The organism is Pseudomonas sp. MC6, from assembly GCF_054790575.1.
In genome coordinates this window covers 673,391-695,154 of the sequence record NZ_CP186504.1, presented here as the reverse complement: position 1 = coordinate 695,154, position 21,764 = coordinate 673,391, and the positions used below count along the sequence as shown (strand labels likewise).

The window sequence follows — 21,764 nt, the reverse complement described above, 5'->3', positions numbered from 1 at the left end:
TGGCTGACGCGCTCAGATCCGACGGCTGTTTGTTCACTGCGTTGCTCAGATTTGCAGGCCCACGCGCATCAGCCAGGTCTCTGGCTCGTGCTGCAGACCGTTCGGGGTGTTGAGGGCGCGCTGGTAATCGACGTCGACTTGCAGATTCTTCCAGCCCAGATTCAGGCCGACACTGGCGCCACTCAGGCGTTGGCCCTGCGCGCCGTGATCGGCCTTGATCCAGCCGTGGTCGAGGCCCACTCGCGGGGTGATCTGCAGCGGCCACTCACTGCGCAGCGGCAGGCGCAAGGTGTTGCGCCAGATCGCGCCGCTGGCGCCGGAGGCACTGCTGACGCGATAGCCACGCACCGCCGAATCGTCGGTGCCGAGCAATTGTTCGATGGCCGGCAACGGGTCCGGGCTGTACTGCAAATTGAGTTGGCTCTGCCACTGCCAGGCCTGCGCACCGAGTTGACCGTTGCGCCATTGGCTGAGGCCGGCGCGGTACTTGCGGAACTGCGCCTTGGGCAGATTGTTGATCTGCTGCTGAGAATCGTCGTCGGCGCCAAACCAGCGCAGGCCCTGGGCGTAATTGACGTCGAGGTTCCACACCGCGCGGTCGAGCCAGAACAGATTGAGCCCGGCCTCGGCCACCGTCAGGGTCGGGCTCTGAATACCGAGGCGAACGTCTTGCAGATAGCTGTCGACATCCTTGTGCGCCAGTTGCAGGTTGGCACTGAGCTGACGGCTCTGGTCGCGCCATAGCACACGGTCGGCGCGCAGGCTGACCTGGTCGGTGATGCCGGTGCTGTGCAAGGTCACGCTCGGCAGTTTGAATGGCGCGCGATATTCGGCGTGGCTGGCGAACACGCTGTAGGTCCAGTAGCCGTAGGGAATCGCGTAATACAGGCTGGCGTTGCGGCTGTAGCGGTCGCCCTGATTGAGGGTGTCGCTGGCACTGATGCTCAACAAATCGTTGAGTTGCAGCGGGCTGTCGAGACTCAGGCTGACGGTGTCGCGGTCGCGTCCGGTGCTGGCGCTGCCGAGGTTGTCGATCCCGGCGTTCAAGGCCCAGCGTGACGGCGCAGCGCTGCGCGAGCGCAGGATGATTCGCGAGGCGCCGGGCTGGCTGCCGGGGGCGATGTCGGCGGTGAGATCGATCGAGCGCAAGCGATTGAGTTGATCGAGGCCCTGCTCCAGATCACGCAGGTTCAACGGCTCGCCGAGCATTCCCGGGAAAGCGCCACCCAACGAAACCGGCAGACTTTGATCGGCCAGTTCAATCGACTCGATGTAGCCTTCGTCAACGCGGATATCCAGCGACTGCCCCGCTGCCGGTGCGCTGAGCAGATACGGGCGGCTGGCGATGTAGCCCTTGTCGACGTAGCTCGAAGTGATAGTCGCGAGCAGATGATTGATCTGGCCGACACCCATGCACGGCGCCAGCAGCGGTTTGATCCGTGCGTTGAGTGTGTCGCTGTCGATCAGCGTGACACCGCCGATGCGCGTGCCGCTCAGCGGCCAGCAACGTTCATCGGGGGCGACCGTTTGCGGGAGCGCCGGGGTGACCGGCGCCGGACCGAATGCGCCGCGCTCCAATTGCCGCTTTCTTTGCTCAAGCTGCAGTTGTTGCAGATCGCGCTGTTGCTGTTGTTGCTGGCGCAGCACTTCCTGACCCGGTGCAACAGGTTCGGCCGCTTCAGTCGAGGAGGCACAGACACTCAACACAAAGGCCGACAGCAGCGGGCAAAGCGCGGAACGACGACGAAAAACAGCGCGAAACGGATACGGCACGCAACATCCTTGCGATCATAAAATGGCGTAATGCCATGTCATCAATGATCGTGATAGTCGGAGCCCTCCTACACAAATGCAAGACGCTTCCTACAGCGCTTACATTTCTTAAACAATTGCTTTGCCTGGCTTTATTGTCAGCAGCAAGGCCACGGCGCTGCACACTATCAGGGTTTCCCCGAGAGCTTGAAACCAGCCCGCAAGCATCAGCCCTGTGCCGATCAGCAGGTAATACAGCAAGCCCAATAACGCCCCGGCGGTGCCCAATCGATCAGCGTAATCGGCCAGTGCCGAACCGAGAACATTGGGGATCGCCAAGCCAAACGCCAACACCACCAGCAACATCGGCAGGACGAACGCGACACTGTTCTGCAGCGACCACACGCCCACACCACCGAGCAACGCGATGCCACCCGCGAGGCGAATCAACTGCAATACCTTGAACCCTGCCGTCAATAAACGCCGGTTGAGCCATGCTCCAAAACCTGAGCCCAGCGCGAGGATCACGCCGCTGTAACCGAACACACTGGCGTCCACCCCCAGCCGCTGAAACATGAACGGAGCGAGGCTGTAATAGCTGAACAGCGCCACTTTGAACGACGCGATCCACAGCGCCGAACGCCAGATACCCAAGTCACGCAACATGCGCCCAAGGGTTTCGAACAAACCGACATGGCCGGTTGGCGCTGTCCGGGTTTCCACCAGGGTGTACCAACTCCACAGCCACAGCAGCGTTGCCAGCAACAGCAACGCGCCAAGCACACCGCGATAACCGAAAACCTGAACCAGACTGGCGCCGCTGAACAAACCAATCGCCGGACTGGCCGCCAGCGCGATGCCCACCAACGAAAACACCTGCGCAAGTTCGGCGCCTTTGAAGCGGTCGCGCAACACGGTTTGCGTGACCACCGAGCCCACCGCCGCACCGAACGCCGCCAACATCTGCGCCAGTAACAAGCCGTTGAAACTGCTGACCCGCAGGCCGAAAAGCGTGGCAATTGCATAGATTGCCAAGCCCGCGAGCATTGCCGGGCGCCGACCAATGCGATCACACAAACGCCCCCACACCACCACCCCGACGGCAAACGCGAGGAAATACACCGACAACGTCTGCGCCGCCGCTTGCGGGCCAACATTAAACACCCGCCCGATATCACCGAGCGCCGGGCTGTAAAGGGTTTGTGCGATCTGCGGAAACATCAGCAGCGCAATCGCTAGCCACAGGAAATGTCTGTTGTTCATTCTTCATCACTCCTCACATAAATCGCCGAGGAGTTTAAGAATCGGTGAGTGGCGTATTATCCGAACCCTGCCAACTAATCGCTGAAATCGGACAACCCATGGCCTGGCTCGACGCCCACGCAACCTTCGACGCTGATCGCTTTCAGGCACCGGTGATTGGCCTCGCCTCGACTTTGGGTGATCACGATTCCGGCCTGCACCGTCATCAACGCGGGCAACTGCTGTACACGCGACAAGGCTGCACGCGGATCACCCTGGCGCAGCAATTGTGTCTGCTGCCGCCGTCGCGGGCGGCGTGGATTCCGCCGGGTGTCAGCCATCGCGCGGTGATGCAGCAGAGTGTCGATTACCGCTCCATCTACTTGATCCCCGAACTGTGCGCTGCACTGCCGCAGCAGGTCTGCGTGATTGAAGTCAGCCCGTTGTTGCGTGCGGTGCTGGAACCGATGGCGCTGGCCGATTTCGCCAGCGATTGGCAGCAAGGCAAATTCGTCCATCTGCTCGGCCTGTGCCTGAGCGAAATCGCCGAAGCGGCGCAGCAACCGATGCTGTTACCGTTACCTCAGGACAAGCGCCTGGCGCCACTGCTGAAAACGCCCGAACAACTGCCTCCGGAGCTGCAAGTACTGGAGCAGCAGATCGGCGCCAGCAGTCGCACCATCGGGCGGATCTTCCAGCGCGAAACCGGCATGAGTTATCAGCAATGGCGCCAGCAGTGGCGCTTGATGCGCGCGATGGAATTGCTCGCCACAGGGCGCAGCCTGAGTTACTGCGCTTTCGAAACGGGTTTTGCCAGCGACAGCGCCTTCATCGCCTTCTTCAAATCCATGACCGGCAGTACACCGGGCCATTGGCTCAAGTGAGCAACTGACGATCGGCGCCAGAAATCATTTGCGACTAAATATTACCTGCGTCATATTACAGCCGTAATAACGGCCCGTTTGCGCAGGTAACCCGCCATGACCAGCATGCCCACCCTCGAACCTGTTGTGGTGAAGACCAAGCCGCCCCTGCTTAAACGCTTGCTGCTTCCCGGCGCCGGATTGCTCGCGTTGATCTTCGCCGGGGTCTACGCCGTGCATTGGTGGGGCGCCGGGCGTTTTCTCGAAGAAACCGACGATGCCTATATTGGTGGCGATGTCACGGTGATCGGGCCGAAAGTCGCCGGTTACATCGACGAAGTGCTGGTCAGCGACAATCAGCATGTGAAGGCCGGCGATGTGTTGATCCGCCTCGACGCCCTCGACTATCGCGCCAACCTCGCCAAAGCTGAAGGCGCCGTTGCCGCCGAAGAAGCGCTGCTGGCCAACCTCGACGCCACCGAACAACTGCAACAAGCGGTGATCGGCCAAGCCCGCGCCGGCATCGATGCCGCCGGTGCGGAAACCGCGCGCTCGCGGGATGACAACGCGCGCTACAAACGCTTGGTGACCACCAACGCCGTGTCCGTGGAAAGCGCACAACGTGCCGACGCCACCTTCAAAACTGCGCAAGCCCTCAGCGCCCGCGCGCAGGCCGAACTGCTGGCCGCGCAACGCCAACTGGCGGTGATCGACACCCAGAAACAACAGGCCCGCGCCGCCCTTCAACAAGCCCGCGCCGAACGTGATCTGGCGCAACTGAACCTCGGCTACACCGAACTGCGCGCACCGGTCGATGGGGTGATCGGCAATCGCCGCGCACGAGTCGGCGCCTATGCCCAGGCCGGTTCGCAACAATTGTCAGTGGTGCCGGCCAGCGGCTTGTGGGTCGATGCCAATTTCAAGGAAGACCAACTGGCGCGGATGAAACCCGGGCAGCGCGTAAGCATCCGTGCTGACGTGCTTTCCGGTCAGGAATTCCACGGTCGCCTCGACAGCCTCGCCCCGGCCACCGGTTCGCAATTCAGTGTGCTGCCACCGGAAAACGCCACCGGCAACTTCACCAAAATCGTCCAGCGCGTGCCAGTGCGCATCCTCCTTGATCCAGCTGACGGCGTGCTCGGTCACTTGCGCCCGGGCCTGTCGGTAACAGCGGAAGTCGACACCCGCGTGCAACCGGAAACCAGCGCCGTGGCCGTCGCGCCATGAGCACCACCGTTGCCGCCCCAGCGCAACCGTTCAACGCGGCGGACATGGCGACCGCGACCAAGGTATTCGCCTTCGCGACCATGTGCATCGGCATGTTCATCGCGTTGCTCGACATCCAGATCGTCTCGGCGTCGCTGCGCGATATCGGCGGCGGACTGTCTGCCGGCACCGACGAAACCGCGTGGGTGCAGACCAGTTACCTGATCGCCGAAATCATCGTGATTCCGCTGTCCGGCTGGCTGTCGCGAGTGTTCTCCACGCGCTGGTTGTTCTGCGCTTCGGCGGTCGGTTTTACCTTGGCGAGCTTACTCTGCGGCATTGCCTGGAATATCCAGAGCATGATTGCCTTTCGCGCGCTGCAAGGTTTTCTCGGTGGTTCGATGATCCCGCTGGTGTTCACCACGGCGTTCTTTTTCTTCACCGGCAAACAACGGGTAATCGCCGCCGCGACCATCGGCGCGGTCGCGTCATTGGCGCCGACACTGGGGCCGGTGATCGGTGGCTGGATCACTGATATTTCCTCGTGGCACTGGTTGTTCTACATCAACCTGGTACCGGGGATTTTCGTTGCCGTAGCGGTGCCGATGCTGGTGAAAATCGACCAGCCGGAATTGTCCCTGCTCAAAGGCGCGGACTATCTGAGCATGGTGTTTCTTGCGCTGTTTCTCGGCTGCCTGGAATACACCCTCGAAGAAGGTCCGCGCTGGAACTGGTTCAGCGACCAGACCATTCTGACCACCGCGTGGATCAGCGGTCTCGCCGGGTTAGCTTTCATTGGCCGCACCTTGCATGTGGCCAATCCGATCGTTGATCTGCGCGCACTCAAGGATCGCAATTTTGCCCTCGGCTGCTTCTTCTCGTTCGTCACTGGCATCGGCCTGTTCGCGACGATTTACCTGACGCCGCTGTTCCTCGGCCGCGTACGCGGCTACAGCGCGCTGGACATTGGTCTGGCGGTTTTCTCCACCGGCGTGTTCCAGATCATGGCGATTCCGCTGTATGCCTTTCTGGCCAATCGCATGGACCTGCGCTGGATCATGATGATCGGTCTGGGTCTGTTCGCGATATCGATGTGGGAGTTCAGCCCGATCACCCACGACTGGGGCGCCGGCGAGTTGATGCTGCCGCAAGCGTTGCGCGGGATTGCCCAGCAACTGGCGGTGCCGCCAGCGGTGACGTTGACCTTGGGAGGGTTGGCACCGGCACGCCTCAAGCATGCGTCGGGGCTGTTCAATCTGATGCGCAATCTCGGCGGGGCGATTGGTATTGCGGCGTGCGCGACCATTCTCAATGACCGCACCAATCTGCACTTCACCCGGTTGGCCGAGCATCTGAACAGCAGCAATGAGGCGATGAATCAGTGGCTGGCGCAGGTCGGTGGCAACCTTGCAACGCTGGGCCAGAGCGGCGACGTCGGCGTCACCGCCAGCCTGCGCCAGTTGTGGCTGCTCACTTACCGTGAGGCGCAGACGCAGACCTACGGCGACACCTTTCTGATGATCGGGGCGTGCTTCGTCATCGCCACCGCGATGGTGCCCTTGATGCGCAAGGTGCAACCACCGGCAGCGCCGAGCGCGGATGGGCATTGATGCCTATTTTTGCAGACATCCACTTCCTCCTGTAGGAGTGAGCCTGCTCGCGATAGCGGTGTGTTAGCGAAGCAAATGTCGACTGACACATCGCCATCGCGAGCAGGCTCACTCCTACAGGGATTTGTGTGTGTTTACTCAGGCTTGTGGGATTTTGCGGAAACCTACGGCCAAACGATTCCAGCTGTTGATGGTGCTGATCGCCACGGTCAAATCGACCATTTCTTTCGGGGTGAATTGCGCCGCGACCACGTCGTAATCCTCGTCCGGGGCATGGGTCAGGCTCAGTTGGGTCAGCGATTCGGTCCACAGCAACGCGGCGCGTTCACGGTCGCTGAAGAACGGCGCTTCACGCCAAGCGGTGACCGCGAACAAACGGCGCGGGGTTTCGCCGCCCTTGATCGCATCAGTGGTGTGCATGTCGATGCAGAACGCGCAGCCATTGATCTGCGAAGCGCGCAGTTTGACCAGCTCGATCAGGGTCTTTTCCAGCGGCAGCTTCGAAACCGCAGTCTCCAGGGCGATCATCGCTTTCAGTGCGTCTGGCGATGCGGTGTAGAAATCGGTACGAGGTTTCATGGTAGCTCCGGGCAGCAAGTGAATGTGTGGCTACGTTAGTCCCCGCACCCGGTTCGGCAAATAGCCAATATTCCAGAAGATCAGGAGGCCACTTCGGTTTTCACGGCTGACCACTCGTCAGTCAATCGGCACCAAGGGTTCTGCGCGTCAGACCAATATCAGGTACACGCCCTTTCTGGAGACGGATCATGATCACGCGCAAACTCACCTCGTTATTGCTCGCCGGCCTGCTGGCCACGGCATCGGCCGCCAGCTTCGCCGCCAATGATGGCGCTGACGCCACCGGCACCAAATCCGGTGGCCCGACCAGCACAACCACGCCGCCAGACAACACCCCGGGCGCGCCGTCGGGTGGTAGCGGTTCTTCGGGTATGGGATCCGGAACTGGCACCAATGGCGGGGCCAGCGGTTCCGGTTCCGGGGCTGGCGGCGGCACCGGTTCGGCGGGTGGCGGGACTGGCGGCGCGGGCGGTGGCACTGGCGGCTGAACGAACAAGAGCCATCCATGGTGAAAACCCTCGGTTGTATGGGTATTCACATAATCTTGGCTTAATGAAAATCCCTGTGGGAGCGAACTTGCTCGCGAAGGCGTTAGATCGGTCAACATCTTCATCGCCTGACACTGCGCTTTCGCGAGCAAGCTCGCTCCCACAGGGTTGGTGTCAGCGTTTGAGTTAGCGGTCCGAGCGCATCAACTCGGCCAGACCGCTGTCCAGTGACAACACCGCTGCGCGATTGCGCCCGGCATTTTTCGCCTGATACAACGCCGCATCGGCGCGCTGGATAAACACTTCCAGGCTGTCATTGCCGCTCGGAATAAACGAGTAACAGCCCAGACTCACCGTCAGATACCCGGTCGGCGAGCCGCTGTGGGTGATGTGCTTGTCGATCACGCTGCGGCGGATCTGCCCGGCAATTGCCAGCGCACCGTTGATATCGGTGTCCGGCAGCAGCACTGCAAATTCCTCACCGCCGTAGCGCACCGCCAGATCAGACTTGCGCTGGCAGCAGGCCCTCAGCACCTGAGCAACCTGAGTCAGGCAATGATCCCCCGCCACATGCCCATAAGCATCGTTGTAGCGCTTGAAAAAATCGATATCGAGCATGATCAGGCTGACTGGACTGACCTGCCGCGCGCCACGGGCAAATTCGACCTCCAGCGAACGCTCGAACAAGCGTCGATTGGCCAACCCGGTCAGGCTATCGTGGGTCGCAATCTGCTCCAGCGTGCGCTGGGCCTTGCGCAGGTTTTTCTCGATCCGTTCGCCGTCGCGCACCTGATGAATGAACACCCAGCCAAACAGGCCGATGCCGAGAATCACCAAGGCGACGATCACACTCGACTGGAATGCGCGTGCGTACCAGCCCTCGAGAATCGTGTCGCGCGAGGTCGCCGCCGACACCACTAACGGATACGCCGACAAACGTCGATAACCGTACAAACGCACGACGCCATCGACCACCGAATCGATCATTGCAGTGCCGGCCGCCGCCTCAGGCAGCAACGTGCGATAAATCCGCCCTTGCGCCAGCGACGTTCCGATCAGGTTTTCATCAAACGGACGGCGGGCGAGCAACGTGCCGTCGCTCAGGCCGAGAAACATGATGCCTTGGTCATCGAGACTGAAACTTTCGAAGAAGCGATCAAAGTACGACATCTTGATCCCGGCCAGCAGCACACCCTGGAAATTGCCGGCGTGATCATTGATGCGCTTGGAGATCGGGATGATCCACTCACCGTTCTCGCGGCTGCGAATCGCCGGGCCGATGTGCGCCAGCGTCGAGGCGTTCTGCTGGTGAAACTTGAAGTACTCGCGATCGGCCACGCCATGACCACGGGGCAGATCGGCGAACGAGGTAATCACCCACTGGCCCTGCGTGTCGAAGAGAAACATGCCGTGCAACTGATCAAGTTGCTGCACGCGCCGGGCGAAGGTTTTCTGCAGCCGTGGTTTTTGCGCTGCGCCGTAACCGTCGTCCTGAATCCAGTCAACCAGGCTGGTTATCACCAGGTCCGCCGCCAGAAAGGTGTCCTCGGCCTGCTGCGCCATGGCCCGGGTCAGGTTGCTCGACGCCACTTTCGCCACCGCCAGATCCTGCCGTCGCGACTGCTCCAGTTGCAGGTACAGCAAACCGGACAGACACAACCCCACCGCAACGATAAACAGCACCGCCGCTTTGCGCAGCGGCAGGCGTTTAAGGGTGCCTCCGGGGGCCTGATGCGGATCGTGAATAGGGATAGGCAAAAGCAAGTCCTGGGCAGGTACGACAAGGGCGCCAGCGGGGAAGCCCTTATGTTTGTGAGCGTAGCCCACCGGAATCTACGGGGCAAACGCCCCGGTCCCGCCCAGGTATATCGGCGCACAACGAGTTTGGATGATCGCTGTTCGCCGATTTATTTTCGATTGCCTCTTTAGGGTTAGTCAGTTGTGAAGGGCCAGGCGCCGCATCGCACTGTGCAAGTGGGCCTGCGCACTTTGCGCATCGCCCTCGCGCATCTGCTCATAGGCCAGTTGCGCGATGGCGTGGGGTACCGGTTTCAGCTCGCGTTGCGTGGCCATCGCAAGCAGTTGCACGTGGGCGGCGCGCTCCAGGTAATAGAGGTCGTCCCAGGCTTCGGCGATGGTCGGCGCGGCGACGATCACGCCGTGGTTTTTCAGGAACAGAATGTCGGCGTCGCCCATGACCCCGGCGATACGGTCGCCTTCGGACGCGTCCAACGCCAGGCCGTTGTAGTCCTCGTCCACCGCCGTGCGCCCGTAGAACTTCAGCGCGGTCTGCCCCAGCCACAACAGCGGCGGCCCTTGCAGCAGGCACAACGCCGTGGCGTGAGGCATGTGGGTGTGGAACGCGACTTTCACTCGCGGCAGTTGTTTGTGCAGGCGCGCGTGGATATAGAACGCCGTGGCTTCCGGATGGCCTTCGCCTTCAACCACATTGCCGTCGAAGTCGCAAACCAGCAGATTCTGCGCGGTGACTTCGGCGAAGGCGTAGCCATAGGGATTGACCAGAAACAGATCATCATGCCCCGGCAGCATCGCCGAAAAATGATTGCAGATGCCCTCCTCCAACCCATGCAGCGCGGCCAGTTGAAAGCACGCTGCGAGTTCGTTGCGCGCGGTGATGATCGCTTCGGTGTCGAGGTTCAGCGCTGTCGGGCGTGCGGCCGGCGCACTGGCAGTCAGGGTGTGAGCCATGACGATTCTCCGTTACCAACCAAGGGATTTGAACAGCGGCAACACTTGACCGAGGCGGTTGAGGATCGCGTCGGGGCGATAGTCCGCCAGCAACTGGCGGCCGGTGCCGCGATCGATCCACACGCAGCGAAAGCCCATGTCCCGCGCCGCCGTGTGGTCGAGCATCGGGCTGGCGCAGATGTGCACCACATCTGCGCGGCTGACGCCCAACTGCTCATGAGCGTAGTCGAACAGCCGTGGTGCCGGTTTGTAGGCGCCGGCCTGTTGCGCGGTGATCACCCGGTCGATGTGGCCGCCGAGTTGCGCGACGTTGCCGGCAATGATGTCGTCGTCGGTGTTGGAGACGATGCACAGTTTGAAACCCATGGCTTTCAATTCACGCAGGGTCTCGATCACCTCGGCAAACGGCGGCATTTTCGGGATCGCGGCGGCCAGACGCTGGCTGTCTTCGGGCAGGCTGGGCAAGCCCAATTCTTCCAGGGCCAATTGCAGGCCGAGGGTGCTTAGCTCGCGGAACGAACGGTGCGGTGGGGTCTGTTCGAGGCGATGTTCATGGCGGTCATAGACGTCAATCAGGTGCCCGACGTCGATCTGATGCTCGCCCTTCTCGCTGAGGATTTCGCCGACCACAGCTTTCAGGCCTTCGTCCCATTGAATCAACGTGCCGTAGCAATCGAAGGTCAGCCACTGCGGGCGCGGGGTGTGGATGAGTGTCATTGGTCGAATCCTCCGTCGTGAGGACTTCAGCTTATGAGCACCCGGTGATAGTGTGAAATTAAATAAATAGCCAATCGTCAGTTGAAAAACCACTATCGAGAGCATCGCCATGCTGGACCTGGAATTGCTGAAAACCTTTGTCTGCGTGGTCGACGAAGGCAGCTTCACCCGCGCCGCCGAGCGCGTGCACCGCACCCAATCGACGGTCAGCCAGCAGGTGCGCAAACTCGAGGAGCTGGTCGGCCATGCCCTGCTGCTGCGCGACCGTACCGGGCTGAATGTCGCCGTCACCGAGCACGGCGAATTGTTGATTCACTACGCGCGCCGTTTGCTCGCGCTGTCCGCCGAAGCCACTGAAGCCTTGGCCAGCGACCTCGACCTGGAAATCCTCCGTATCGGCATGCCGGAAGACTTCGACGCGCGGCGCATGGCGCTGATTCTCGCCGGCTTCACCCGCAGCCATCCGCAAGCGCGGCTGGAAACCCTCAGCGGCATGAGCCTCGATCTGCGCCAGCGCCTCGATGCCGGCGACATCGACATCGCCCTGATCAAACGCGAACCCGACAGCGGCCCGGCGTGGGCGACCTGGCCGGAACGACTGGTGTGGGTCAAAGGTGCGGAGTTTGATTCTTCCACTGGCGTGCTGCCGTTGGCGTTGTTTCCTCAGGGCTGCCTGTATCGGCAGCGCGCCATTCGTTTGCTCGATGTTGCTAAGCGACCTTGGCGGGTGGCGTTCGGCAGCCACAGCCTGACCGGGATTCAAGCGGCAGTGGCGTCGGGGTTGGGGGTGTCGGTGCTGCCAGTGTCGGCGGTGTTGCCTGAGCATCAGGTGTGTATGGATTTGCCGGAACTGGCGCCGACGGAATTGGCGTTGGTTAGCCGTGAGGGGGTTTTGAGCGGGTTGCAGCGCGGTCTGGTGGAGTTTTTGCGTGGGGAGTTGGGCGTGGATGCGGGGGGATTTGCCTGAAATCCCCCTTTGTTCTGTTATCGGGGTGTGTTGATTTCCCGCAGCAGATCCGCGACGGGTATGTTCATGGTGTTGGAGTAGTAGGGTTTGTAGCCGTAGGCGGTGACGACGACTTTGCAGGGGATTTGTTGTTTGTTGGATAGGAGCTGGTTTAGTTCTGACGCTGACAAGTCTCGCTGCGAACCCCCACCGTTTGAAAGTTCACTCATGAATGTACGGGTCAAGTAGGAGAACCCCATTTTACTGCTGACGTCTTTTTCGGGTTGTATTACACCAAATGCAGTAAATCGCATAAATTTCTTAATAGAAAAATCTTGGTCATCCGACAAAGCGCACTCGAGCATGCCTGAAGCCATACCCACCCTTTCTCCTCGATCAAAAAGATTAAGGACATCGACATCCGAGTGATACCGAATGACATACAAAAGCGAACTATCATCCCTCTCAACAGAACGGAAGACCAAGTTCGCAGGTGGTTTTATATGATCTTTAGCACACCCGGAACAAATACATAGAAATACGCAAAGTAAAAACTTATTCACCCGGAAACTCCTTCATGATGGATTCAAACAAGAAGTCGCTCGCCGATTTCCTGCCTGCTATGGGCGCATTGAATAGCCCGAATGCATTGGCATGGTTCGTATCAACACTGACATTCACCGAGGGACCGCATGAAACAAGCCATTTCTCGCCAAAGTCAGCCACCCCATCTGACGGGTCTCTCTGAGTGGGTGCAGCCTTGATATTTATCCAGTCATTGGTAATTGGCTCAGGTCGCTCGCGATAAATATCCGACCCCAGCCAAACCAAAGCCCCCTCTCCTACCGGATCAAGAGTGATCAGCATCTGAACCCGGTAGCCCCATTCCGACATGATTTTTGTCAGATGAGCGCCATTCCATCCACCGAGGCTATGTCCGACGATATAAACAGGACAACTCTTGTAAGGAATAAGGCTCAAGACATGACGCTGAATATCCTGTTTACCTCTGACCTCGTTGTAGCCCAACCAATCTGACTTATATCTACCCTGCTCTTGCAACTTTCGGGTGCGGTCATCAAATGTCACCCATGCCTCTCGGATATTTTTATACGGTCCGGAAAAGTAATAACTCTCTTTGTCGCCAGCCCCACCAACAAATAGAACAATCGCCTTGGTACTCTCCACCGGCACAGGCTTGTCACTGACATCCTTCTTGTCCGTCAGCGCATGTTCCTTGTGCAGCTTGTAATTGTTGCCCTTCGCGCACGTTACCGTTTCAGCAGCCATGCCTCACTCCTCCAAAAACAACTTGATGGTTTCAGGCAGATGCGAGCTGACTTGGTGAGTAAATCCGTTCGCGTCAGACACCCCATGTTCCAGACGCCCGTCAGCGCGCTGAATAACGTAAGGATGATCAGGCATGGGCTCACCGGTCACGTCATTGACCAGTTTCAACCTGTCAGTGAAATGCACCGGCATCGGCAGCAAACCACTGAAGGGAGCCGACGTCACCGTGTCACCGATGATGACCGTGCCTGAACCGCCGATGACGACGTTGCCGTGCCCACCGGTGCTGTCCAGTGTCGCGGCGTTCAAACCGTTGATGAACACCGTCGACGCAACAGCGCCGGTAATCGGGCTACCGCAGGCGGATTTGTCAGTCATCCGCGCAGCCGCCAAGCCGTCGAAATTCACATTCGGGGAGCCACTGACAATAGGATTGGTGCCATGTCCCGGCAATGGACAGGCGGTTGGATCGGTGACGCGGGCGGCGGGTTTTCCGCTCATGAACAGCTCCTTGCGATGTAACGTGGTCATCCTTTCGGGGGCGCAAGCATGCGGGAGTTCGCCGGGTACTTCAAACCTTCAGACCAAAAAAGGCGCCCGATCGGGCGCCTTTTTGATACGTGGAAACCGCTCAGGTTAGCGCGACGGCGGCACCCGGATATCCCCCGCGCGGCATTGGGTTTTCACGCCCTTGCCACAGGCGCCGAACTGCAAATCCTTGCCCATGCACACGCGCACTTCCGACAACTCCGGGCCGCTGCAAATGACCGCGATGCCATCGGCCGGAATCCCCGGGTTGGCCTTGCGGAACAGGTCGGCAATTTCCTGGGCTTCGAAGTAATAGGAACTGCTGAACGGTTGCAGCTCATCGGGGATTTTCACCGCCGCCACGGCTTTGTCCGCTTCATCCAGATAGCCCATTGCGCCGAGGCCGCTGCAGGTGCCGTGCTTGGACCATTCGTGGTCGAGCAGTTTTTTGGTCGGGAACAGCGTCAGGCCCTGGCTGGTTTGCGCCGCGTTCAGCGTGGTCAGCGGTGGGCAGGATTCCGGCCAGCCACCCTTGGCGTATTGCGGCCACAAACCGTGCAGCACGAAGCCATAGCCCTTGCCCGTGCACTGCGAGTCATCTTTATGCGTAAGGCAAAAGGTCGGCGACCAGGACATCGCCAGCAGGTAGTAATCGAACACCCCCGCCACCGATTCCGCCTGCGCTTTGCTCGACTGCGATTGGCGCGCCGAACTCAAACCGATGCTACCGACCGTCAGCGCAATCACTGCCAAAATTGTAAACAGCTTTTTCATCTACCCGCTCCTTGGGACGCCTGCGTCCGTGGTTTTCGATCCTGACCAGACTTGGCCAGCGCTGATTTCGACACGCTTGTGTTGCAAGCGCATGACGCAAGGCAACGCCGTACGCCGTTGAAAGGTCTACGATTAACAGGCAGACATCAAACCAAGGGATCCGAAATGAGTAAAGCAGACGAACTCGCCGCCAAACTCAAGCAAACCCGGCACACGCATGCGGATGCCGCGCTGGAGATCGATTGCTGGCCGAAGCAGGTAGACAGCCTGTTCCACCGTATCGAAGAGTGGCTGAAACCGGTGATCGAAGTCGGCCTGAAGATTCGCCGCAATCCGACCCACGTTTGCGAAACCTCACCCGATGGTGAATCCCACGATTACGCCATCGACCAACTGGTGATCGAAGCCAATCATCAAACCCTGACATTCGATCCCATTGCGCGGTTTACCGAGGATGGCGCCGGACGCGTGCAAATCATCCCGTCAGCCACGGACACCTATCTGCTGCGTACCGTGGATGAGCATGGTGAAAGCCATTGGTGGGTGCAGTCGATTGAAACAGGCCAGCAACTGGATGCCATCGCGCTGACCGAAAACAATCTTTTGCTCGCGGTGCAGGAAGGCCTCGGCCTCTAGCCGCGATTACCGCCGCCGCGCCGAGCAAAACTCGACGATCACCTGCGATAGCGCATCGATCATCTGCGGCTCAGCGTGAGGCGCGACAAACAAGCGGAACTGCGCATCCGGTAACACCGGCAAGCCCTGTTCCGCGCCGAGCGCCGTCAACCCCTGCCCCAACTGACTCGCCGGCACCGGCGCCACGGCAAATCCGGACAATGCCGCCGCGCGCAACCCGGCGGTGCTCGAACACAGCATCGCGGTACGCTGGGCAATGCCCGCCTGAGCCAAACGCGTCAGCGCCGCCTCACGATACGGACACGGCTCAGGAAACAGCGCCAGCGGCAATGGCGTCGGCAGTTGAATCACGGGTTGTGCGGCCCACGCCCACACCAGCGGTTCTTGCCAAAGTAAACGCCCCGATGCGCCGGTTTCGCACTGCGAGCCGATGACCATCTCCAGATCGCCCCGCTGCATCTGGCCCAGCAGCGTCCCCGGAATATTCACCTGCACATCGAGCTCCATGCCTGGATGCTGCGCCGCGCAATCCTGCAACGCGCGCAACAAACGCGCCTCGACAAAATCCTCGGACAGGCCAATCCGCATCCGCCCCTGAAACGGTGTGCCCGTGAGCTGCGCCCAGGCATCGCGATTCAACGCCAGAATCGTCCGCGCATAGGCGATCAGGCGTTCGCCATCAGCGGTGAGTTGCTGAGAACGAGTGGTGCGCTTGAGCAGTGGTTTGCCGACTTGTTCTTCGAGTCGGCGCAGATGACCGCTGACCGCCGACTGGGTCAGATGCAGTTTTTCCGCCGCACGACTGAAGCCGTCCTCATCGACAACGGTGACAAAGGTCTTGAGCAACAGGGCGTCAAACATAGTGAGATACGTGATCAATGGCCTATTTATTAACGATTTATAGTTTGAAGCGCGCTATGTTGCAATGCCTCGCATTCCCCCCGACTGCCGAGGCTTATCGTGACCACCCTTCTGCACATTGAATGCTCACCGCGCAAACAACGCTCCGCGTCACTGCAAGTGGCCCGCAGCTTTATCGATCGCTATCTGCAGCATCATCCGCAGACACACGTCGAAACCCTCGACCTGTGGGGCATGCCACTGCCGGAGTTCGGCGAAGAGGCGATGAACGCCAAGTACGCAGGACTCAACGGAATAGCGCGAACACCAGCCCAACAAACGGTCTGGGAAGAACTCGAGGCACTCGCCGCCCACCTGCACCGTGCCGACATTCTGGTGATGTCAGTACCGCTGTGGAATTACAGCATTCCTTACAAACTCAAGCACTACATCGACCTGGTGTCACAGAAGGACATCCTCTTCAGCTTCGACCCGCAGCTTGGCCCGCAAGGGTTGCTGCACGGAAAAACCGCTGTGGTTGCCTATGCCCGCGGCCTGGATTTTTCTGCGCAATCGACCACGCCCGCCGGGCGGTTCGACTTTCAGAAACCCTACATGCAAGCGTGGCTCGAATTTGTCGGGATCACTGATGTGCACGCGCTGATCGTCGAAAAGACCATTCTCGGGGAAGACCTCGACCGCAACTCGCGGCTGCTGGCCTCACAACAGGCGCGGGATCTGGCAGATCGCCTGGTGCGAGCTGGGTGACACCGACGAAAGCGTTTCACTACACTGGGCCACCTTCCTTGTCGGAAACCCGATCTCAATGACAATTCTAAAAAGCACGATGATCCTTTGCGGTGCGCTCACATTCGCCTCCGCCGTTCAGGCGCAGGAAAACACGTCGCACCTCGACCGCATCCAGCAACAAGCCCAGTTGCGCGTGTGCACCACCGGCGACTACAAGCCCTACACCTTCAAACGCCCCGACGGCGACTTCGAAGGCATCGACATCGCCATGGCCCGCTCGCTGGCCGACAGCCTCGGGGTCAAAGTGCAATGGGTGCAAACCACCTGGAAAACCCTGATGCCGGACATGCAGGCCGGCAAGTGCGACATCGGCATGGGCGGCATCTCGGTGACGCTCGAACGGCAGAAAAAAGCCTACTTCAGCAACACCCTCGACACCGACGGCAAGATCCCGCTGGTGCGCTGCGCTGATGTCAGCAAGTACCAGACGGTCGAACAGATCAACCAGCCCAACGTGCGCCTGGTCGAACCCGCCGGCGGCACCAACGAAGCCTTCGTCCACGCCTTCCTGCCCAAAGCGCAACTGGCCCTGCACGACAACGTGACGATCTTCCAGCAACTGCTCGACAACCAGGCCGACGTGATGATCACCGACGCCTCGGAAGCGCTGTATCAGCAGAAACTCAAACCGGGCTTGTGCGCGGTGAATCCGCATCAGTACATGCAATATGGCGAAAAGGCTTACTTGCTGCCGCGCGATGACATCAGCTGGAAACTGTATGTCGATCAGTGGCTGCACTTGAGCAAAGTCACCGGCAAATATCAGCAAACCCTGAGCGAGTGGATTGCCGTACCTGCCGCGCAGTAATCCTCAATCGTCATGCAACATTCCGGAGCTGTACTGATTGAGACTGCTGCCGATACTGTTGCCACCAAACTTCAACGTATTGGCGTTGCGCCCCTCCGGCGACTGACAGTCGCCGGAGAAACAACTGGTGGTGGTGGTCAAGCCACCCGCGCCCGAACAAGCACTCAACACCGACACAGCAACAATCAACAGCACTTTGACGACATTGGCGCTCATGGCACGATTCCCCTCAGGATGAACAGCGACGATCTTGTGCCAACATCCTAGGCCTGCACCGCACGCGGCAAGATGAAACTTTGCTGATCGACAGCGCCGGTTCAGAATCGCTACCCGCCGACAAGGACATCCCCATGCAATTCCTGCCCCTCACCGACGCCAGTCCCGCCATCCAGGCCCACGTGCGCACCCTGCGCAACCAGCCGGACGTGCGCAAATTCATGTACACCTCGCATGAAATCAGCGAAGCGGAACATGCCAACTGGCTGGACTCGTTGCAGGGCAACCCACGCCAGCAAGTGTTTGTGGTGATCAAGGATGAGCAGGCCGTCGGGGTTGTTTCGTTGAATGCGATCAACGTTTTGCACAAGAGCGCGGATTGGGCGTTTTATCTGGACGTCGGGTTGCAGGGTAAGGGCTTGGGCAGTGTGGTCGAGTTCTGGATGCTCGATTACGCGTTTGGCGTGGCGGGGCTGGAAAAGCTGAATTGCGAAGTGCTGGCGATGAATGCGGCGGTGGTGAAGATGCACCAGAAGTTCGGGTTTGAGATTGAAGGTGTTCGGCGGCAGAACGTGGTGAAGGATGGGGTTCGGGTCGATGTGGTGTTGTTGGGGATTACCAACGCTGAATGGCGCAACAAACGTCCAACGCTGGTCCCCGTTATCGAGCGGATCAGTGCGAGCTGAAAGCGATCATCTCTTCTGCCACGCACTTGTCGGGATCTGCGCCAGCGATTTGAAAGCGGGCTTGGCGAACCAGTACCCCTGCATCAAATAGATGCCGCAGTCGGCGAGAAAATCTCTTTCCTCGGCAACTTCTATGCCCTCGGCGATCACCTCCACGCCCAACTCGGTACACATGTTCACCACGTTACGCACAATGGTCTGGCGAACTCGGTCACGGTGAATATCGCGGATCAGCGCCATATCCAGCTTGATCAGATCTGGCTGAAAGTCCGCCAATAAGTTAAGGCCGGAATAGCCTGCGCCAAAGTCGTCGATCGCCGTCTTGAAACCAAACTCACGATATTCGCGCAAGATATTCATCAAATGCTTGTTGCTCTCAACGTGCTCGCCCTCCACCGCCTCGAAGATCAGCCGCTCCAGTGGGAAGCCGTGAGCACGCGCCGCTTCCAGCGTGCTGCGAATGCACATTTCCGGACGGTAAACGGCATTCGGCAAAAAGTTGATCGACAAGAACTGCGTCATCCCTAACTCAGCCGCCGTGGAAATCGCCCGTACTCGACACAGTTGATCAAATCGGTAACGGTTTTGATCGTCGACCTGCTCCAGCACTGACAAGGCGCCCTCGCCTTTCAGGCCGCGAACCAAGGCCTCATGGGCAAAAATCGTTTGATCACGCACATCCACAATGGGCTGAAAAGCGAAGGCGAAATCCATGTCCGGCACGCTTTTGTCCTTACAGCCCTCGCAGCCTCCGCGTGACGTGAATGATTCTGGAAATTCGGTCATGACACCCCCTGATAACGGGTTGTAACCTTCCCTGACTATAGGTAAAAAACTGCTGTTGAACCGAGTCACCTGCTCACCACGCCCCAACGCTAGCCCTGCGACGCTTGAATATTCGAAATCGCTGCAGATTCATCGTTCCAAAAATCAAGTGCGAAAATGCGCCGTCATTCGCTGCAAGTCCTGCCCCAGTGACGCCAACTCAACCGTCGCAGCTGCACTCTCTTCACTGGCAACCGCCGACTGGTCAGCCACATCCCGTACGCTGACGATGCTGCGATTGATTTCGTCGGCCACGGCACTTTGCTGCTCGGCAGCGGCCGAGATCTGCAGGCTCATCTCCTGGATCGTACCAATGGACTGATTGATCTCGGTAATCGCCAACTCGGCCTTCTGCGCCAACACCACCGTATCGAGGGTGCGCTCGCGGCTGGAGGCCATCAGGGTCGAGGCCGCTTGCGCGCCTTGTTGCAGGGTGACGATCAGCGCTTCGATTTCCTTGGTCGAGTCCTGCGTGCGTTGAGCCAGCGAGCGCACCTCGTCTGCCACCACAGCGAAACCACGCCCCTGCTCTCCCGCCCGTGCGGCTTCGATAGCGGCATTCAACGCGAGCAGATTGGTCTGCTCGGCGACGGCTTTGATGACATCGATCACTTTGCCGATCTGCTCGCTGTCCTGAGACAGCACGTTCATCGCGCCGCCCAGCTCTTCGATGGCCACAGCGAGTTCACTGATCTGCAACGTCGCCTGCTTAACCACCGTACTGCCGTGGCGAGCCTGTTGATCGACCAACGTCGCGGCGGCGGACGCATCGGTGGTGTTACGCGCAACTTCCTGCACCGTCGAAGCCATTTCGTGCATCGCCGTGGCGACTTGATCCACTTCGCTTTTTTGCTGACGCACACCGGCACTGGTCTGCTCGCTCATGGCCGAGAGCTTTTGCGCAGAAGTGGAAATATGCGTGACTCCGTTGCCGATACCTTGCACCAGCGTGTTCAGGTTCTGCGCCATGTCCTGCATCGCATTTTGCAGATCGCCCAACTCGTCTTTGCGGTTTGATTTGGCCTGTACCGTCAGGTCGCCCTTGGCAATACGTCGAGCCAGTTCAACCGTCAGCGCCAGTGGCGAAGTGATCTGGCGCGAGATGACCAGCGAAGCAAACAGCCCGATCACCAGCGCCAACACGGTCAATACGGAGATCTGAACAAAGGCTGAGTGTTGATCTTCACGCGCCAGGCGCTGCTGGGTGTCCATCAGGCCATTCATGATCTTGTCCATCGCCTTGCTTTCCTGGTCGACCTGCTCGCGCATGTTCTGCTTCTGCTCAAACAAACCGGCCACTTCCACCAATACTTCGCGATAACGACGCATGCCGGCATGCGCTTCTTCCAGTTGACTCGACAGGGTCGCCGGCAGGCTGGTACGCGCCTTGGCGATATCACTCAAGAAGGTATCGATGGTCTCCATCAGCAGGTTTTTGTTCGCCTCGTTAGGCACCGCAATGTAACGACGCAACATCAGGCGAAACGTGGTCATGCCATTGCGCAAATCGGCCACCGTGCGCAGATCCCGAACGCGTTCGCCATCGGCAGACGCCAGCGCACTGGTCGTGGTGCCTTCAAGCATGCCGGCAAAAGTTTGCGCGTACTTGTCCGACAGCGCACTCAAGGGCTTCAGAGCATCGGTGGTCGACTTATCGGCAGCGATCAACCGTTTGACCTTCTGGTCGTAGGCGACAATCGTCGTTTGCAAGGCCTTCAAGGCTTGCTGGTTTTCAGCGCGGGTCAACGTTTCCAGGGCCTTGCTGACAAGGCCCTGCAAGACATTCAACTGAGCGTTATAGGCGTCGGCGAACGCTGCATCAGCGGCGGCTTCGTACTGTTTCTCGGAAAGACGCATCTCTTGCGTCGCGTCATTCAACGTGCCGATCAGACGCGTCGTACTCAAGCGATCAACCAGCACGCTGTTGCTGTTATAGCCAATGAAGGCAACCGCCAAAACAGCCAGCAGAAGAATGCCGAAGCCGGTTCCCAGCTTGCGGGAAACTTTGATGTCACCCAGGAAATTCGATGCAACTGCCATATTCAGCCTCAACGCCGTGACGCGAAACGCCAGGCACAAAAAATTGATCTCCGGTAACCACAGTCACCGTCCAGACATTCGGGGGTCGTCATCCAAGGCGTAATACGGGACGCTCCAGCTGTCCCGAAAATGCAAAATGCAGATGCTGTCGAAGCGTCGAGAAGAAACCCGACGCGAGCATCGGCAGACAAACCCATGA

At 59.4% G+C, this 21,764-nt stretch carries 23 protein-coding genes and 1 pseudogene; 9 read left to right on the top strand and 15 right to left on the bottom strand.

The window, feature by feature from the left end; genetic code table 11:
* Positions 1–45: 45 nt before the first annotated feature.
* Entirely contained in the window at positions 46–1,773 is a 1,728-nt protein-coding gene (locus ACOYXE_RS03265; RefSeq protein WP_460927687.1) for a ShlB/FhaC/HecB family hemolysin secretion/activation protein, read from the bottom strand.
* Between the two features lie 108 nt (positions 1,774–1,881).
* Positions 1,882–3,015, bottom strand: coding sequence for an MFS transporter (locus ACOYXE_RS03260; RefSeq protein ID WP_460927685.1), 1,134 nt, complete (start codon positions 3,013–3,015; stop codon positions 1,882–1,884).
* Positions 3,016–3,113: 98 nt separating this feature from the next.
* Between ACOYXE_RS03260 and ACOYXE_RS03255 the strand changes: the two genes are divergently transcribed.
* From ACOYXE_RS03255 to ACOYXE_RS03245, 3 genes are all read left to right on the top strand, one after another.
* Positions 3,114–3,878: an AraC family transcriptional regulator gene (locus ACOYXE_RS03255; protein WP_460927683.1), complete on the top strand. Its 765-nt coding sequence runs from the start codon at positions 3,114–3,116 to the stop codon at positions 3,876–3,878.
* 96 nt (positions 3,879–3,974) lie between these two features.
* Positions 3,975–5,084: an HlyD family secretion protein gene (locus ACOYXE_RS03250; protein WP_460927681.1), complete on the top strand. Its 1,110-nt coding sequence runs from the start codon at positions 3,975–3,977 to the stop codon at positions 5,082–5,084.
* The gene (locus ACOYXE_RS03245) at positions 5,081–6,673 is read left to right on the top strand and encodes a DHA2 family efflux MFS transporter permease subunit (RefSeq protein ID WP_160058769.1); all 1,593 of its coding nucleotides are present in this window, start codon (positions 5,081–5,083) and stop codon (positions 6,671–6,673) included. The genes ACOYXE_RS03250 and ACOYXE_RS03245 overlap by 4 nt, the downstream gene beginning before the upstream one ends.
* Positions 6,674–6,811: 138 nt before the next feature.
* Here ACOYXE_RS03245 and ACOYXE_RS03240 read toward each other — a convergent pair whose 3' ends face one another.
* Positions 6,812–7,252 (bottom strand): carboxymuconolactone decarboxylase family protein, encoded by a 441-nt coding sequence (locus tag ACOYXE_RS03240; protein WP_160058770.1) that lies wholly within the window; start codon positions 7,250–7,252, stop codon positions 6,812–6,814.
* Between the two features lie 188 nt (positions 7,253–7,440).
* Between ACOYXE_RS03240 and ACOYXE_RS03235 the strand changes: the two genes are divergently transcribed.
* Complete coding sequence (locus ACOYXE_RS03235) at positions 7,441–7,740, top strand: hypothetical protein (RefSeq protein WP_077573787.1); 300 nt, start codon at positions 7,441–7,443, stop codon at positions 7,738–7,740.
* 186 nt (positions 7,741–7,926) lie between these two features.
* Here the strand turns inward: ACOYXE_RS03235 and ACOYXE_RS03230 are convergent, their stop codons facing one another.
* From ACOYXE_RS03230 to ACOYXE_RS03220, 3 genes are all read right to left on the bottom strand, one after another.
* A complete protein-coding gene (locus tag ACOYXE_RS03230) occupies positions 7,927–9,498 on the bottom strand; it encodes a sensor domain-containing diguanylate cyclase (RefSeq protein ID WP_405123237.1) in 1,572 nt (523 codons plus the stop codon).
* 177 nt (positions 9,499–9,675) lie between these two features.
* Positions 9,676–10,449: an aldolase gene (locus ACOYXE_RS03225; RefSeq protein WP_460927677.1), complete on the bottom strand. Its 774-nt coding sequence runs from the start codon at positions 10,447–10,449 to the stop codon at positions 9,676–9,678.
* Between the two features lie 12 nt (positions 10,450–10,461).
* Positions 10,462–11,166 carry a haloacid dehalogenase type II gene (locus ACOYXE_RS03220; protein ID WP_460927675.1) on the bottom strand — a complete coding sequence of 235 codons (705 nt, stop codon included), beginning with the start codon at positions 11,164–11,166 and terminating at the stop codon, positions 10,462–10,464.
* A 109-nt stretch (positions 11,167–11,275) separates the two neighbouring features.
* Here ACOYXE_RS03220 and ACOYXE_RS03215 point away from each other — a divergent pair, with 109 nt between their 5' ends.
* Positions 11,276–12,133 carry a LysR substrate-binding domain-containing protein gene (locus ACOYXE_RS03215; RefSeq protein ID WP_405123234.1) on the top strand — a complete coding sequence of 286 codons (858 nt, stop codon included), beginning with the start codon at positions 11,276–11,278 and terminating at the stop codon, positions 12,131–12,133.
* Between the two features lie 17 nt (positions 12,134–12,150).
* On the opposite strand, the gene ACOYXE_RS03210 is transcribed toward ACOYXE_RS03215, so the two are convergent.
* From ACOYXE_RS03210 to ACOYXE_RS03195, 4 genes are all read right to left on the bottom strand, one after another.
* A complete protein-coding gene (locus ACOYXE_RS03210) occupies positions 12,151–12,675 on the bottom strand; it encodes a hypothetical protein (RefSeq protein WP_160058775.1) in 525 nt (174 codons plus the stop codon).
* Complete coding sequence (locus ACOYXE_RS03205) at positions 12,668–13,402, bottom strand: alpha/beta fold hydrolase (RefSeq protein WP_160058776.1); 735 nt, start codon at positions 13,400–13,402, stop codon at positions 12,668–12,670. The genes ACOYXE_RS03210 and ACOYXE_RS03205 overlap by 8 nt, the downstream gene beginning before the upstream one ends.
* Before the next feature lie 3 nt (positions 13,403–13,405).
* The gene (locus ACOYXE_RS03200) at positions 13,406–13,903 is read right to left on the bottom strand and encodes a PAAR domain-containing protein (RefSeq protein WP_150811783.1); all 498 of its coding nucleotides are present in this window, start codon (positions 13,901–13,903) and stop codon (positions 13,406–13,408) included.
* A gap of 135 nt (positions 13,904–14,038) precedes the next feature.
* Positions 14,039–14,704: a ribonuclease T2 gene (locus ACOYXE_RS03195; RefSeq protein ID WP_460927671.1), complete on the bottom strand. Its 666-nt coding sequence runs from the start codon at positions 14,702–14,704 to the stop codon at positions 14,039–14,041.
* A 165-nt stretch (positions 14,705–14,869) separates the two neighbouring features.
* Between ACOYXE_RS03195 and ACOYXE_RS03190 the strand changes: the two genes are divergently transcribed.
* Positions 14,870–15,340: a hypothetical protein gene (locus ACOYXE_RS03190; protein ID WP_160058778.1), complete on the top strand. Its 471-nt coding sequence runs from the start codon at positions 14,870–14,872 to the stop codon at positions 15,338–15,340.
* Positions 15,341–15,346: 6 nt separating this feature from the next.
* Here the strand turns inward: ACOYXE_RS03190 and ACOYXE_RS03185 are convergent, their stop codons facing one another.
* Positions 15,347–16,201 carry a LysR family transcriptional regulator gene (locus ACOYXE_RS03185; RefSeq protein ID WP_460927669.1) on the bottom strand — a complete coding sequence of 285 codons (855 nt, stop codon included), beginning with the start codon at positions 16,199–16,201 and terminating at the stop codon, positions 15,347–15,349.
* A 99-nt stretch (positions 16,202–16,300) separates the two neighbouring features.
* Here ACOYXE_RS03185 and ACOYXE_RS03180 point away from each other — a divergent pair, with 99 nt between their 5' ends.
* Both ACOYXE_RS03180 and ACOYXE_RS03175 read left to right on the top strand, forming a co-directional pair.
* A complete protein-coding gene (locus tag ACOYXE_RS03180; protein WP_160058780.1) occupies positions 16,301–16,948 on the top strand; it encodes an FMN-dependent NADH-azoreductase in 648 nt (215 codons plus the stop codon).
* A 58-nt stretch (positions 16,949–17,006) separates the two neighbouring features.
* Positions 17,007–17,798, top strand: a complete 792-nt coding sequence (locus ACOYXE_RS03175) for a transporter substrate-binding domain-containing protein (protein ID WP_460927667.1) — start codon at positions 17,007–17,009, stop codon at positions 17,796–17,798.
* Positions 17,799–17,801: 3 nt separating this feature from the next.
* On the opposite strand, the gene ACOYXE_RS03170 is transcribed toward ACOYXE_RS03175, so the two are convergent.
* On the bottom strand, positions 17,802–18,014 hold the full coding sequence (locus ACOYXE_RS03170; protein WP_460927665.1) for a hypothetical protein: 213 nt from the start codon (positions 18,012–18,014) through the stop codon (positions 17,802–17,804).
* Positions 18,015–18,148: 134 nt separating this feature from the next.
* On the opposite strand from ACOYXE_RS03170, the gene pseH reads away from it, so the two are divergent.
* Positions 18,149–18,700, top strand: a complete 552-nt coding sequence (gene pseH / locus ACOYXE_RS03165) for a UDP-4-amino-4,6-dideoxy-N-acetyl-beta-L-altrosamine N-acetyltransferase (protein ID WP_460927663.1) — start codon at positions 18,149–18,151, stop codon at positions 18,698–18,700.
* 6 nt (positions 18,701–18,706) lie between these two features.
* Here pseH and rimA read toward each other — a convergent pair whose 3' ends face one another.
* The 3 genes and pseudogenes from rimA to ACOYXE_RS03150 all read right to left on the bottom strand — a co-directional run.
* Positions 18,707–19,486, bottom strand: coding sequence for a S6 modification regulatory phosphodiesterase RimA (rimA, locus tag ACOYXE_RS03160; protein ID WP_160058784.1), 780 nt, complete (start codon positions 19,484–19,486; stop codon positions 18,707–18,709).
* A gap of 144 nt (positions 19,487–19,630) precedes the next feature.
* The gene (locus ACOYXE_RS03155) at positions 19,631–20,335 is read right to left on the bottom strand and encodes a methyl-accepting chemotaxis protein (RefSeq protein WP_460929773.1); all 705 of its coding nucleotides are present in this window, start codon (positions 20,333–20,335) and stop codon (positions 19,631–19,633) included.
* A gap of 201 nt (positions 20,336–20,536) precedes the next feature.
* A pseudogene (locus tag ACOYXE_RS03150) lies at positions 20,537–21,565 on the bottom strand (methyl-accepting chemotaxis protein); the annotation flags it as partial.
* Positions 21,566–21,764 lie beyond the last annotated feature (199 nt).

Bases quoted from the DNA above. Each gene is read 5' to 3' on its own strand.
- ACOYXE_RS03250 (WP_460927681.1), top strand. From the start codon at position 3,975: ATGACCAGCATGCCCACCCTCGAACCTGTTGTGGTGAAGACCAAGCCG.
- ACOYXE_RS03240 (WP_160058770.1), bottom strand. From the start codon at position 7,252: ATGAAACCTCGTACCGATTTCTACACCGCATCGCCAGACGCACTGAAA.
- pseH (WP_460927663.1), top strand. From the start codon at position 18,149: ATGCAATTCCTGCCCCTCACCGACGCCAGTCCCGCCATCCAGGCCCAC.
- ACOYXE_RS03220 (WP_460927675.1), bottom strand. From the start codon at position 11,166: ATGACACTCATCCACACCCCGCGCCCGCAGTGGCTGACCTTCGATTGC.
- ACOYXE_RS03185 (WP_460927669.1), bottom strand. From the start codon at position 16,201: ATGTTTGACGCCCTGTTGCTCAAGACCTTTGTCACCGTTGTCGATGAG.
- ACOYXE_RS03170 (WP_460927665.1), bottom strand. From the start codon at position 18,014: ATGAGCGCCAATGTCGTCAAAGTGCTGTTGATTGTTGCTGTGTCGGTG.
- ACOYXE_RS03215 (WP_405123234.1), top strand. From the start codon at position 11,276: ATGCTGGACCTGGAATTGCTGAAAACCTTTGTCTGCGTGGTCGACGAA.
- rimA (WP_160058784.1), bottom strand. From the start codon at position 19,486: ATGACCGAATTTCCAGAATCATTCACGTCACGCGGAGGCTGCGAGGGC.
- ACOYXE_RS03195 (WP_460927671.1), bottom strand. From the start codon at position 14,704: ATGAAAAAGCTGTTTACAATTTTGGCAGTGATTGCGCTGACGGTCGGT.
- ACOYXE_RS03255 (WP_460927683.1), top strand. From the start codon at position 3,114: ATGGCCTGGCTCGACGCCCACGCAACCTTCGACGCTGATCGCTTTCAG.
- ACOYXE_RS03190 (WP_160058778.1), top strand. From the start codon at position 14,870: ATGAGTAAAGCAGACGAACTCGCCGCCAAACTCAAGCAAACCCGGCAC.
- ACOYXE_RS03205 (WP_160058776.1), bottom strand. From the start codon at position 13,402: ATGGCTGCTGAAACGGTAACGTGCGCGAAGGGCAACAATTACAAGCTG.
- ACOYXE_RS03200 (WP_150811783.1), bottom strand. From the start codon at position 13,903: ATGAGCGGAAAACCCGCCGCCCGCGTCACCGATCCAACCGCCTGTCCA.
- ACOYXE_RS03155 (WP_460929773.1), bottom strand. From the start codon at position 20,335: ATGGCTTCGACGGTGCAGGAAGTTGCGCGTAACACCACCGATGCGTCC.
- ACOYXE_RS03225 (WP_460927677.1), bottom strand. From the start codon at position 10,449: ATGGCTCACACCCTGACTGCCAGTGCGCCGGCCGCACGCCCGACAGCG.
- ACOYXE_RS03245 (WP_160058769.1), top strand. From the start codon at position 5,081: ATGAGCACCACCGTTGCCGCCCCAGCGCAACCGTTCAACGCGGCGGAC.
- ACOYXE_RS03175 (WP_460927667.1), top strand. From the start codon at position 17,007: ATGACAATTCTAAAAAGCACGATGATCCTTTGCGGTGCGCTCACATTC.
- ACOYXE_RS03260 (WP_460927685.1), bottom strand. From the start codon at position 3,015: ATGAACAACAGACATTTCCTGTGGCTAGCGATTGCGCTGCTGATGTTT.
- ACOYXE_RS03235 (WP_077573787.1), top strand. From the start codon at position 7,441: ATGATCACGCGCAAACTCACCTCGTTATTGCTCGCCGGCCTGCTGGCC.